We start from the raw sequence: 13025 nt of genomic DNA, 5'->3' as shown, positions 1-13025 counted from the left end.
TGTAGCACGTTTTTTCACGAAGCTACAGGCGAGAGCTCGCGCTCGTGTCAAAGACCTACTGGGTCGTGAGCCGGTAGTCGTCGATCCGACCGGCCGGGGCGGGCTCGAGTTCGCCGCGTTTGACCAGTTTGTCGCGCGGCGTTTCCGTCAGACGGGCCGGTGGCGCATTGCCGCCCAGAAGCTCCTGGCCGCCGTCCAGCTCCGGGTCAACCAGGCTGATCGGCCGTACGGGCACTTCGGGGTTGGCAGGAGATTCGAGCGTCTGGAGCGGCGGGAGGGTGCTGCTGTCGAATTTGGCGAGATCGGGACTTGCCATGTCGCCCAGATGCCGGCGCAGGACCTTGTCGACATAGAAGGCGAGCTTTTCCTTGCCGGGCTTGGTGAGCGTGATGCCGTCGGAATTGCGCAGGCGTACCTGCTGTCCGTTGACGTCCGAGCCAGTCAGGACGAACCTGCCGTCCTCGTCGACGAAGCCGTCCCAGATGTCGACGAATTCGCCGCCGACCTTCTCCACCTGTCCCCGATAAAGCGTGTTGAGCGTGACCGCGTCCGCCATCATCGATGGCGACTGGAACGCCGGCAGGCCGACCCAAAGCAGCGTCAGCTTGCGCTGCGCGATCATGCCGGCAAGCTCCGCGACACGGGTTTCATATTGTTTGAACCAGGCATCCGTGCGGAATTTCTCGCGGCCGCTGGCGGTGTCCATTTGCTGGCGGTCGTTGGCACCCAGCATGACGACCACGATCGCGGGTTTGGCCTCGTCGAGAATAGCCGGCAGTTGGCCAAGCCAGTCGTAATGGTCGTCGCGCACCAGGCCGGAGGATCCGTCGCTGCGGCTGATGATCGAAACCCCCGGGGAGGTCGCAAACGTCGTTTCCAGCTCACCCCCGATATTGCCGGCGAGAAAATCGCCGATAACGAGTATTTTCTTGGCGGTTTCCAGTTTGGCGACGGGTTCGGCCTGGGGCTGAGAGGGTATCGGTGCCGTCCTCGTGCGGGGAACCGCAGCCTGCGGAGTGGCACGGCTTCTCTGCCGGCGTGGCGCCATCTCGATGATCGATCCATCCTGCCGGTCATATCGCCGGGTCGGACGTTCGTAGCGTTCATATCGCTCTGTGCGCGGCGCACCGAACAGCATGTTGAACAGATTGCGCCGATCGCCGCCGTCCTGGGCAAACGAAACGGTTGATGGCAGCGACAGCACGAGGCTGGTCGCTACCATGAATACCGTCCGGACCAGGCGTCGGTTTGGCCTGTTGTGGCGCAAGAGCTTCATCGTTTTCATGCCTTTTGGCCGCACCGTTCACGATGCGGCGCATCGCATGCTAGCCTCAACGGATCGCCTTGAGAAGAGAATGCGACGGCTCGCCATCCGGCTGCATGCCAAGGCGCTTCTGAATGGCGGAGATCGCGGCCTTCGAGCCGGAGCCGAAATTGCCGTCCACTTCGCCTTCGTAATAGCCGAGTTCCTTCATGCGGCTCTGCAGCTCGAACTTTTCCTTGATGTCGAGCGTGCCGTTGGGGCGCGGCCAGGACTGCTGTACACCGCCGAAACCTGCGATTTCGTCGGCGAGAAGACCGACCGCGAGCGCGTAGCTGTCGGCTGCGTTGTAGCGCTTGATGGTGAAGAAGTTGGAGAGCATCAGGTAGGCTGGACCGTTCGCGCCGGCCATCAGCTTCAATGTCGCGCGGTCTGCTCCGCGCGGAAAACCCTTGCCGTTCGGACGCTGGAAGCCCAGCGCTGCCCACTGCGCCAAGGTCTTGCTCTGGCCTTCGTATTTTGCGGCGCCGGCGGGAAGCACGGATTCGTAGCCCCAGGTCTTGCCGGCAGTCCAGCCGTTCTTGGCCAGGAGGTTGGCGGAGGTCGCCAGCGCATCGGGAACCGAATGCCAGATGTCGCGCTTGCCGTTGCCATCAGCGTCGACCGCATAGAGCAGGTAGCTCGTCGGGATGAACTGGGTATGGCCCATCGCGCCTGCCCAGGAACCGGTCAGCTGCTTGGGGGATACGTCGCCTGCCTGCAGGATCTTCAAGGCGGCGATCAGCTGGTTGCGCGCGAACTTGCCGCGCTTCGGATCGCCCCACCCGAGCGTCGCCAGTGCCTGCGGCACGTGGTGCAGACGTTCGGGATTTTCCAGAGCTGCGCCATAGTTGGATTCCATCGACCAGATGGCGAGGAGAATGTTTCTGTCGACACCGAAATGCCGCTCCACGGCGTTCAGCGTCGCGCCATGGCGGGCAGCCATTTCGCGGCCGATCTTGACCGTGTAGGGATTGACGCGGCTGTCGAGATAATCCCAGATTTTCGACTTGAATTCCGGCTGGTACTCGGCCTTGCGCAGGACTTCCTGGTCGGGACCGCTGATGCCTGCAAAGGCGCGATCATAGGTCGAGCGACTGATGCCGCTTTTGGCAGCAGTCGAATAGAAATTTGCAACCCACGTCTTGAAACCGGCATCGGCGCGGGCATCTATCGCGCAGGTCGATATGGCAAGGCCGGCGACAAGCGAGAAGATCGTTGCGCGGAAGCGATTGGGGCTGATTTTTTTCATCGGCAGTCGGTCCATTTTTATTCTGGCCATCATGGCGAGATCGGGATGCGGCTCAACGATGTGATAACAGGATAGGGTCAACAAATTCTTTACCATGAAACGCGCGGCCGGGGCAGATCTTTGCTAAAAGGTAGCAAATGTTTATTACAGCCGACAAAAGACCCGAAACCGCACAGCGAAATGCATCAGGAGGCATGAGTGTCACAAGAACGGAAAATTCGTAAAGCAGTCTTCCCTGTTGCGGGCCTCGGCACCCGCTTCCTGCCGGCCACAAAGGCTGTGCCAAAAGAAATGCTGACGGTCGTCGACAAGCCGGTCATCCAGTATGTGGTCGATGAAGCGGCGGAAGCCGGCATCGAACATTTCGTATTCGTGACCGGCCGTGGCAAAGGTGTGATCGAAGACTATTTCGATATTCAGTTCGAACTCGAGCAGATGCTGCGCGAGCGCAACAAGAATGCCGAACTGACGCTGCTCTCGCATATCCTGCCGAAGGCCGGTACGGCGAGCTTCACCCGCCAGCAGGTTCCGCTCGGTCTCGGTCACGCCGTATGGTGTGCGCGCGACATCGTCGGCAACGAACCCTTCGCGGTTCTGCTGCCGGATATGATCATGTCGTCGGAGAAGAGCTGCCTCAAGGGCATGGTCGAACTCTACGACCAGACCGGCGGCAACGTTCTCGCGGTCGAGGAATGCGATCCGGACCAGGCCCACAAATACGGTATCGTCGGCAAGGGTGAGACCGTCGGCGACGGTTTCAAGATCACCGAGATGGTCGAGAAGCCTGCCAAGGGTACGGCCCCTTCGAATTTCTTCATCAACGGCCGCTACATCCTGCAGCCGGAGATCTTCAAGATCCTGGAAACCCAGGAACGTGGCGCCGGCAACGAGATCCAGTTGACCGACGGCATGCTGGCGCTGGCCAAGAGCCAGGAATTTGCCGGCTACCACTTCAAGGGCGAGACCTACGACTGCGGCGCCAAGGACGGCTTCATCATGGCCAATATCGCCTTTGCCCTGCAGCGCCCGGACATTCGCCCGGCGATCGAAGAGCCGCTGAAGGCGCTCGTCTCGAAGCTGATGTAAGCCTATCCTTTACTGCAAAAGAAAACGCCCCCGCGAGATGATCGCGGGGGCGTTTTTCGTTTCAGGGATCGATGCCTGCGATCAGGCCGCCCTGTGACCCTTCAGGCCGTAATAGGCGATGTAGAGGTAGCAGATCGCTGGCATCAGGAAGGCGAGGTGGATGCCGACCGTATCGGCCAGCATGCCCTGCACGACCGGCAGGATGGCACCGCCGACGATCGCCAGGCACAGGATGCCCGATCCCTGGCTGGTGTGGCGACCAAGACCCTTGAGTGCCAGGCTGAAGATGGTCGGGAACATGATCGAGTTGAACAGGCCGATGGCGAGGACCGACCACATTGCCAGCGAGCCGCCCGCAAACACCGTGAGCAGGATCAGCAGGATCGCAACACCGGCATTGAACGCCAGCGCCTTGCCGTCGTCGACGAAGCGCATGACATAGGCGCCGACGAAACGACCGATCATGGCGCCGCCCCAGAAATAGGCGACGTAATGGGCGGCTTCCGATTCCGGCATGCCGGCGATGCTTGGTTCTGCTAGGTAATTGACCAGGAACGAGCCGATCGACACTTCGGCACCGACATAGACGAACAGGCCGATCGCGCCGAGAACGAGGTGACGATAGGCCCACGCGGAGCTCCGTTCGCCGCCTTCAGCGACCGTCGTGTCTTCCGTTTCGACATGCGGCAGCTTCAGGGCTGCAAAGACGGCGGCCAGCACGAGGAAGGCGATTGCCAGAAGCATGTAAGGGAAGCGGACGGCATCAGCCTCTGCAAGGCGCAAGGCTTCGAGTTGGTCGCCACTCGCGTTCTGAATGTCGCCGGTCGCGGCCGACAGGATAAGGAAAGCGCCGAAGAGCGGTGCGATCGTGGTTCCGAGCGAGTTGAAGGCCTGGGTCAGCGTCAGCCGGCTCGAGGCAGTTTCAGGGGCGCCCAGCTCCGTCACATAGGGATTGGCGGCAACCTGCAGAATGGTGACACCGCTTGCCAGCACAAACAGCGCGCCGAGAAACAGCGCATAGACGCGGTAGCTGGCAGCCGGGATGAACAGCGCACAGCCGATCGCTGCAATCAGCAGGCCGACGACGATGCCCCATTTGTAGCTGATGCGCTTCACAAGCGCGCCGGCCGGCAGCGACACGATGAAATAGGCGCCGAAGAAGCACAGCTGGATCATCATCGACTGGGTGTAGTTGAGCTGGAAGACGTTCTTCAGGTGCGGGATCAGAATGTCGTTCAGGCAGGTGATAAAGCCCCACATGAAAAACAGGGAAGTCAGGGCAACGAGAGCGAAGCGGTAATTGTTACCTGCCGTCGAACTTGTTGCTGTGCGCGGTGTGGTCGCGCTGTCTGTTGGAATTCCAGCCACGTTGAGCCTCTAATCTATCAGGATGTATCGATGGAGTGAATTAATGCTGCACTGCGACAATTCGTCGTGAGCGCTTATATGTTGCGGACAGTCCTGAGGGGAAGTGGGCGGAAGCCCGGGCGCAAGCTTTGTACAACGTGCATGGACGGCGTGATCGGCTGGAGAAGCCATGCGCTGGAGGAGTAGCTGGAGCAACGATTGCTGCAGTGCGGAAATTATTGTTCGCCGAATGGTATGTTGGAGACAGAACCCATTCCGATCCCGGGCCGTTTAGGGCGACTTCGTACTTTATGCCTATTGTGAAGGCACACATGTCGAAGCATTGGCGCCGAGTGGCGGCAGTACCGGGACAGATATCACGGAAACGTGAATGCCTGATGGACGCTATCGCTTCAGAGTCAGGCCCATGCCCGCGCGGACGATGTTCTGTTCGGTGCCGCCCGTGGTTTTCTCGTATTCAACGTCGCTCGTGAGATCGAGATAGCGGTTGATCGCCCATGTTATCCCCGCGCCGGCAAGCCAGGTGACCTCGTCTTCGCTGCCCGAATCAAAGTTGCGGAACACGGTGCTGCCGCTCAGGCGTGCCACGACGCTGTCGCGCATCTCGTGCGCAAGCGCTGCGGTGAGTTCATACTCCACCCATCCGCCTTCGCCGGGCGTTGTGGAATCCTGGACTGTCGTGCGCAGGCCGAGATTGACGTCGGTGCCGCGCTGTGGTGACCAGGTCGCATCGCCATCAAAGCTGATGCCACCGACATTCTTGAGGCGGTTATCCTCGTAGTCGACGACCTCATAGCCCGTTCCCAACTCGCCGCGCAGTTTCTCGCCGAAATCGAACTCCACGCCGGTGCGTGCGGCATAGGTCTGCGATGAGCGCTGATAGCCAGAAGCATCGCGCTTGCGATCGTAGAATGTGTGGCCCGATGCGATTTCCCCAAACGGGATGAGGGCAGGCGAAAGTTCATAGCCGAGGCGCAGTCGACCATCGATGCCGCTGCGATTGCGGTCTTTCATGTTGAGCGTGCCGCCGTCCGCAAGCTTTGCCTCGGTATAGACATATCGAGAGCCGTTGACGGCGGCGAGTGCTCTGATCTTGCCGATGTCGCGGCCGATCGAGGCCCCGGTCTGGAACAGGTGCACGCCGGACTGGACGTCGGCGCCACCGACGGCGTTCGGGTCGTCATTGTCCTCACGGGTAAAGCTGTAACCGCTGGTCAGATGCGCAACGGTATCGTCTGCAAGATCGAGACGCAGATCCGCGCTGATCTTGCCCTCCGGATCCTCGCCTTCCTTGCTCTTGGTGAAATTGTGCTCGATCGTGGTTTCGCCGGTAACTGTCAGCGCATGCCGTGACCAGTCGGAGGTCAGCGTTCCGCGAATCCCGGTTGCCGCGTAATTGCGCGTTTCCTTCGATCCGTTCTCGCGGGTGATTTCTGTGTTGATGCTCTGATTGATGGACGGGCGCAGCATGAACGTGCCGAGCCGGATGCCGGTCGGATCCACCTCTTGACGCGGAGCCTCCTGCGGATCGATTGCCTCGGGACCATCATCGAGCGGCTCGAGATCGGACGGACCGATCGGCTGGTTGAGATCGACTTCCGGCTCCTGAACACGCGCGGCCGCACTTTGTTGCGCCGTCGTGTCGGCGGCCCGTTCGTCTCCGGCGACGGCGACTATGCCGGGAACCGTCCCGCCGACCGGTGCAGTCGGGGTGTTGCGGGTAATCGTCGATGTTCCGGCTGTTCCGACCTGGCTGCTGGGAATGGCTGGAAGCGCGCTGCCGCTGTCTGGAAAAAGGCTCTGCGAAACGGCAGCCGACGGGAGGATCAGCGCCGAGCCGGCAAGCAGCAGTCCATACGCACGGCCGCGCAACGAAAGCGTCGTGGCTTTTGTCCTGCTGATAATCATCGGACTGCCCGGAAATCGGAAAAGCTGATCCAAAGGCAAAGTCCAGCGTCGCTCCGCATCCACAGGTCCGTCCTGGCTAAGTGTATGCTTTGAAACACGAATGTCACCTTGTCGGATTTATCGCGAAGTATGCCTCGAAAGGGTTAGTTTATGGTTAACAGTTGGTGAAGCCGGCCGCGTGGGGCTGCGCGACTGCCCTTCACGCTATCCGTCCACTCGCCAGGAGATGCCACTACATTTGCATGAACATCCCCAGCGCGCATGGATGGTCGCAGGGCACAAACGCCGGTTGCCCAGTCAAGTGAATTCGCGCGTTTACGGTGATTTAACCAAGTCAAACGTGACATTTACACACATTGGATTTGTTGAAGCGCATTAAGAAAATGTATCCACAGTTCAAGTATAGAAACTTGACATCGGAGCAATTCCGTTCCGAGGGGCGAGTCAGGGAAGATTTATATGTCAATTCTTGCACGCATGATGAAAGATGAGTCGGGCGCGACTGCCATCGAATATGGCCTCATTGCCGCACTTATTTCCGTTGCTTTGATTGCCGGCGCAACAACGCTCGGCGGCGCTTTGAATAACCAGTTCAGCAACATAGCAGGAAAGCTCACCTGCGACGGAAGTGCCACCACTTGCTGATTGCAGCCTGCGAAATGCCATAGAAGGAGCCGTCTCGACATTCGAGGGGGCTCCGTTCGTCATCAGGCTGCACTGCGCAGGGACCTATTGGACCTATTTATTCCGCGAAAATCTTGAAACGCTGGACGCGTTGGTGATGAACGCCAACAGCCGTGCGATTTTCCGTTGCCTAGTCCTTTCCTTGCTTAGCGACACTCTAGCCGGCGACCGATTTCGAAGATCGACGCATTGTTTTCTCGAAGTCCGCAATACTTGCTCACCGGCTAATGCGATGGACTTGACCAGGAAAAAGCGCTAAGCCTGTGACATGATAAAGAGAGCGTTGCAGGCCGCAGAGGTCGATGTCATTGATTCCGCCCTGCGGACGATTGCTTTTGGAAAACAGGGGCTCGTTGCCCTGGATCTTGCCCTGCAGAATGGCCTTGGCGGCCCGTTCCGTGAGGCGGCCGAGCTGATCGGCGGCATCAGCGGTCGTGTCATCGTGACCGGCATCGGCAAGAGCGGCCATATCGGCAAGAAGATCGCTGCAAGCTTTGCTTCGACAGGAACGCCGGCCTTCTTCGTGCATCCGGTCGAAGCAAACCACGGCGATCTCGGCATGATTGCGCCTGGCGATGTCGTGCTGGCGCTGTCCTGGAGCGGCGAGACCGCCGAGTTGCAGGGGATCGTATCGTTCACCCGTCGCTTTTCTATTCCTTTGATCGCACTCACGTCTGGTGAGGTCTCAGCGCTCGGCAGAGCGGCAGATGTCGTTCTGCTTCTGCCGAAGGAACAGGAAGCCTGTCCGCACGGGCTGGCTCCAACCACCTCCACGCTGATGCAGCTTGCGATGGGCGATGCACTCGCTGTTGCGCTGCTGGAAGCGCGCGGTTTTTCGGCAACCGATTTCCGCGTCTATCATCCTGGCGGCAAGCTCGGCGCCATGCTGTCGCATGTCAGCGACCTCATGCATGTCGGCGACAGCATTCCGTTGGTGCGCCAGGGCGTTCTGATGCCGGAAGCGGTGCAGGAACTGTCGCGCAAGCGGTTCGGTTGCGTCGGTGTTACCGATGATGAGGGCCGGCTTGTCGGCGTCGTCACCGATGGCGACATTGCGCGCCATCTCGATGTCGACCTGACGAAGATGCCCGTGGACGAGGTCATGACCGTGCGCCCGAAGACTGTCGGCAAGGATACGCTGGCGACTGCGGCTCTTGCGCTTCTCAACGAGTACAGTATCGGTGCACTTCTCGTCGTCGGCGAAGATCAGCGCCCGATCGGCATCGTCCATTTCCACGATCTGCTGCGCGTCGGAGTCGCCTGAAACCCATCTTAGTTTCAGGTGGGACGCAAGACTGTCGCCGTTGCTTCGACGCGAAGATCGCGGCCATTTGATTCGATGATCACCACCTGAGTGCCGGCTGGCAGGTCCGGCCCGATGATCGACCACCACGTATCGTCAAGCCTTATCCGTCCGCGACCTTCCGCGATCGGCTCGTGCAGCGTTGCGGTGCGCCCGACGAGGCTTTCGCCACGCCGGTTGAGGTTCGGCTGATCGCTCTCGCCGCCACGGCTCGAATAGAAGCGACGCCCGACCACCGCCAGTGCGACCGCTAGCACGGCAAACAGCAGAAGCTGCACCTGCCAGGTCCAGATGCCGGTATCCCAGAGTGCCAGAGACAGCGCGCCGACGATGATGGCGGCAAGCCCGATCCAGATCAGGAAGGCACCGGGAACGGCCAGTTCTGCTGCGAGCAGGACGAGGCCGAGGAGCCACCAGCTCCACGAGCCGAGGCTGCGTACCAGATCGATGATCATTGCAGCCTCATTTGTCGGAGGAGGGCGTATAGGGCGGGATGACAGCGGTCACGCTGGGCGTGCTGCGGGTGGTGCGCGAAGGCTGGCCGGGTTGCGTGCGGGGCGCTGCCGGGGCAGGGCCGTCGCCATTTCCGAAGACTTCCTTGGCGATGGCGCCGATGCCGCCGAGCGAACCGATCAGCGACGAGGCTTCAAGCGGCATCAGCACGATCTTGGAATTGTTCGCCTTGCCGATCTCGACCAGAGCTTCGGTATATTTCTGCGCCACGAAGTAGTTGATCGCCTGCACGTTGCCGGCAGCGATCGCTTCGGACACGACCTGCGTCGCGCGCGCTTCGGCTTCTGCCAGACGCTCGCGCGCCTCGGCATCGCGGAAGGCGGCTTCGCGTTCGCCTTCGGCCTGCAGCACGGCTGCCTGTTTCGCGCCCTCGGCCCGCAGGATCTGCGCGTTGCGTGAGCCTTCGGCCTCGAGGATCTGGGCGCGCTTCTCGCGCTCCGCCTTCATCTGGCGGCCCATGGATTGCACGAGGTCTGCCGGCGGCTGGATGTCCTTGATCTCGACACGGGTGACCTTGATGCCCCAGGGATGAACCGCCTGGTCGACGACGCGCAGCAGCCGCTCGTTGATGACTTCGCGGTTGGACAGCAGCTCGTCGAGGTCCATCGAACCCATGACCGATCGAATATTGGTCATCGTGAGGTTCTGGATAGCGAGCTGCAGATTGGTGATCTGGTAGGCGGCCTGGGCCGCGTTCAGCACCTGATAGAAGGCGACGGCATCGGCGGAGACGCTGGCATTGTCCCTGGTGATGACTTCCTGGGTGGGAATGTCGAGCACCTGTTCCATGACGTTCATCCGCGCGCCGATGCGCTCGATGAAGGGCGTCAGGATATTGAGGCCCGGCTCCAGCGTGCGCGTGTAGCGGCCAAACCGCTCGACGGTGTAGTTATAGCCCTGCGGCACGGTCTTCACGAGGGCAAAGAGCAGCAGTATCGCGAGGATTACGATACCGATGACGAAATAGTCGAAACCGTCCAGGCTCATGAAGAGTCCTCCTGCCCAATAAATTGCGGTCGTTTCATACCCGACAACCCTAGAGATGTGCGGAGGTGTTCACAAGCGCATGTTCTTGCACTAAAAAGTGCGGGACACACGGGTCGCAGCCTACCCCGACAAAACAAGGACCAAAAGCATGAAGACCATCGTCGTCTGTTCCGGCGGACTGGATTCCGTTTCGCTTGCCCACAAGATCGCTGCCGAGCAGGAATTGATCGGGCTCGTCTCGTTCGATTACGGCCAGCGGCACAGGAAGGAACTCGACTATGCCGCGGCCTGTGCGCTGCGGCTGGGCGTACCTCACCAGATCATCGATATGCGCTCGATTGGTGCCCAGCTGACGGGATCGGCGCTGACGGACGATCTCGACGTGCCTGACGGTCATTACGCTGAGGAAACGATGCGCGTCACCGTCGTGCCGAACCGCAATGCGATCATGCTGACGGTCGCGTTCGGCGTGGCGGCAGCCCAGAGCGCGGATGCGGTGGCAATCGCCGTCCATGGCGGCGACCATTTCATCTATCCCGATTGCCGACCGGGCTTTATCGACGCATTCCAGACGATGCAGGATCATGCGCTCGACGGATACGCCTCGGTGCGGCTACTGGCGCCTTATGTGAACGGATCGAAGGCCGATATCGTCACCGACGGTGCCAAACACTCGACACCGTTCGGCGACACCTGGTCCTGCTACAAGGGCGGAGAAAAGCATTGCGGCCGCTGCGGCACCTGCGTCGAGCGTCGCGAGGCGTTTCATCTCGCTGGCGTCGTGGATCCGACCGATTACGAGGATGCCGATTTCTGGAAGGCTGCAACGGACGGGTTTCGCGCCGACGAGGTGCGGTAAGCACTATTCGGCGTAGATCATCTTTTTCGTCATGCCGCCGTCGAGCGTCAGGACCTGACCGGTCATGAAGCCCGCACCCGTCAGATAGAGAACGGCGTCGGCAATGTCCTTCGGGCGGCCGACGCGGCCGACCGGATGCTGTGCGTGGTCTTCCTCGCTCAGCGTCGTCTCATTGGTGATCCAGCCCGGCGCGATGGCATTGACCCGGATTTTCGGGCCAAGGCTGATCGCAAGTGCGTGGGTGAAGGCGACCAGTGCGCCCTTGGACGCGGCATAGGCTTCCGTATCCGGTTCCGACATGAAGGCGCGCGTCGACACCATGTTGACGATGGACCCACCTGATGACATCAGCGGCACCGCAGCGCGGGTCATCAGGAAGGCACCGGTGAGATGGCTATCGGTCACGCGGCGCCAGTCGGCCAGCGACAGTTGCGCAATCGGGCCATGGTTCGGGCTGGCGATGCCGGCATTGTTGACGAGCAGGTCGAGACTGTCCCAGCCGAGCAGCGCGAACGCTGCCTCGACCGAGGCTTCGTCGGAGACATCGCAGAGAACCGGCTGGACGCCCTTCGGGACATCAGCCGTTTCAACGAAATCGAACGAGGCGACCTCGAAACCGTGGTGGGCCAGATCAGTGCAGATCCCGCTTCCGATCAGGCCGGCACCGCCGGTGACGATGGCTCGCTTCATCGCGATCTCCCTAAAGCTCAGACCCAGCCCTGCAACTCGCGGCGAACCACCGTCTCAAGCACGTTGATGCCGTCGACGCTGTCGTTGAGGCAGGGGATATGCACGAATTTCTCGCCGCCGTGATGCATGAAGATCTCGCCAGCCTCGCCGGCAATTTCCTCAAGCGTTTCCAGGCAGTCGGAGACGAAGCCGGGGTTCATGATGGCGACGCGCTTGATGCCTTCGGCGGCAAGCGTTTCCATCGTCTTGTCGGTATAGGGCTGCAGCCATTCCTCGGGTCCGAAGCGCGACTGGAAGGTCAGGCGCAACTGCTTCTCGGTATAGCCGAGCTCTTCGCGCAGCAACCGTGCGGTCTTGTAGCAGAAACAGTGATAGGGGTCGCCCGCCTTGAAGTAGGACTGCGGAATGCCGTGGAACGAGGTGATCAGCAGCTGCGGTTCCCACTCGAGCGTCGACAGCGTCTGGCGAACGGAATTGGCCAGCGCCACGATATAGGCGGGGTCATCGTGATAGGTTGGCACCGTGCGCAAGGCCGGCTGCCAGCGCTGCTTCATCAGGTATTCGAACGCCTTGTCGTTGACGGTCGCCGTCGTTGCAGCCGCGTATTGCGGGTAAAGAGGAAACAGCAGGATCCGGTCGCAGCCCTGCGCCTTCAGCGCGTCCATGCGCTCGGCGATGGAGGGCTTTCCGTAGCGCATGCCCCAGTCGACCACGACGTTCGGCAGATCGGCCAGCCGCTCGGCCATTTTCTCGCCTTGGCTGCGGGTGTAGGTGCGCAGATAGCTCTCGTCGAGATCCTTGTTCCAGATCTCCTCATAGGCCTTGCCGACCTTCTGCGGGCGCTTGTTGAGGACGATGCCGTAGAGGATCGGATACCAGAACAGCCGCGACCATTCGATCACGCGCTTGTCGGACAGGAATTCGGCGAGATAACGCCGCATCGACCAGTAGTCCGTGCCGTCGGGCGTGCCGAGGTTGACGAGCAGGACGCCAACTTTGCCGAAGGTAACCTTCGGATGACCGGTGGGCAGTTTTGAGGGCACGATATTCATGCGGTCACTTCCGATCGGGTTCG

The 13025-nt window shown here is 60.7% G+C and carries 12 protein-coding genes; 4 read left to right on the top strand and 8 right to left on the bottom strand.

Going from position 1 to position 13025, the window contains the following annotated elements:
- Positions 1-55: 55 nt before the first annotated feature.
- Complete coding sequence (locus ASG19_RS18880; protein WP_082472036.1) at positions 56-1222, bottom strand: DUF459 domain-containing protein; 1167 nt, start codon at positions 1220-1222, stop codon at positions 56-58.
- A gap of 109 nt (positions 1223-1331) precedes the next feature.
- Positions 1332-2552 carry a lytic murein transglycosylase gene (locus ASG19_RS18875; RefSeq protein WP_082472037.1) on the bottom strand — a complete coding sequence of 407 codons (1221 nt, stop codon included), beginning with the start codon at positions 2550-2552 and terminating at the stop codon, positions 1332-1334.
- A 198-nt stretch (positions 2553-2750) separates the two neighbouring features.
- On the opposite strand from ASG19_RS18875, the gene galU reads away from it, so the two are divergent.
- Positions 2751-3638 carry a UTP--glucose-1-phosphate uridylyltransferase GalU gene (galU, locus tag ASG19_RS18870; RefSeq protein WP_062460958.1) on the top strand — a complete coding sequence of 296 codons (888 nt, stop codon included), beginning with the start codon at positions 2751-2753 and terminating at the stop codon, positions 3636-3638.
- A gap of 81 nt (positions 3639-3719) precedes the next feature.
- On the opposite strand, the gene fucP is transcribed toward galU, so the two are convergent.
- A complete protein-coding gene (gene fucP, locus ASG19_RS18865; RefSeq protein ID WP_244476245.1) occupies positions 3720-4997 on the bottom strand; it encodes an L-fucose:H+ symporter permease in 1278 nt (425 codons plus the stop codon).
- Between the two features lie 393 nt (positions 4998-5390).
- The gene (locus ASG19_RS18860) at positions 5391-6914 is read right to left on the bottom strand and encodes an outer membrane beta-barrel protein (protein ID WP_082476473.1); all 1524 of its coding nucleotides are present in this window, start codon (positions 6912-6914) and stop codon (positions 5391-5393) included.
- Positions 6915-7373: 459 nt separating this feature from the next.
- On the opposite strand from ASG19_RS18860, the gene ASG19_RS18855 reads away from it, so the two are divergent.
- Positions 7374-7559, top strand: a complete 186-nt coding sequence (locus ASG19_RS18855; protein ID WP_062460949.1) for a Flp family type IVb pilin — start codon at positions 7374-7376, stop codon at positions 7557-7559.
- Between the two features lie 307 nt (positions 7560-7866).
- Positions 7867-8862, top strand: coding sequence for a KpsF/GutQ family sugar-phosphate isomerase (locus ASG19_RS18850; protein WP_062460946.1), 996 nt, complete (start codon positions 7867-7869; stop codon positions 8860-8862).
- A gap of 14 nt (positions 8863-8876) precedes the next feature.
- Here ASG19_RS18850 and ASG19_RS18845 read toward each other — a convergent pair whose 3' ends face one another.
- Positions 8877-9356, bottom strand: coding sequence for an NfeD family protein (locus ASG19_RS18845; protein WP_062460943.1), 480 nt, complete (start codon positions 9354-9356; stop codon positions 8877-8879).
- Between the two features lie 7 nt (positions 9357-9363).
- Positions 9364-10401 carry an SPFH domain-containing protein gene (locus tag ASG19_RS18840; protein WP_062460940.1) on the bottom strand — a complete coding sequence of 346 codons (1038 nt, stop codon included), beginning with the start codon at positions 10399-10401 and terminating at the stop codon, positions 9364-9366.
- A gap of 148 nt (positions 10402-10549) precedes the next feature.
- On the opposite strand from ASG19_RS18840, the gene queC reads away from it, so the two are divergent.
- Entirely contained in the window at positions 10550-11260 is a 711-nt protein-coding gene (queC, locus tag ASG19_RS18835; protein WP_062460937.1) for a 7-cyano-7-deazaguanine synthase QueC, read from the top strand.
- Positions 11261-11263: 3 nt separating this feature from the next.
- On the opposite strand, the gene ASG19_RS18830 is transcribed toward queC, so the two are convergent.
- Both ASG19_RS18830 and hemH read right to left on the bottom strand, forming a co-directional pair.
- Entirely contained in the window at positions 11264-11950 is a 687-nt protein-coding gene (locus ASG19_RS18830; protein ID WP_062460935.1) for an SDR family oxidoreductase, read from the bottom strand.
- 17 nt (positions 11951-11967) lie between these two features.
- Positions 11968-13002 (bottom strand): ferrochelatase, encoded by a 1035-nt coding sequence (gene hemH / locus ASG19_RS18825; protein WP_062460932.1) that lies wholly within the window; start codon positions 13000-13002, stop codon positions 11968-11970.
- Between the last annotated feature and the right edge of the window lie 23 nt (positions 13003-13025).

The sequence above is a fragment of the Rhizobium sp. Leaf306 genome, from assembly GCF_001423425.1.
Classification (GTDB): Bacteria; Pseudomonadota; Alphaproteobacteria; order Rhizobiales; family Rhizobiaceae; genus Neorhizobium; species Neorhizobium soli.
Note: the sequence above shows the minus strand (reverse complement) of the source record. Positions and strands in the feature narration are given on the sequence as shown.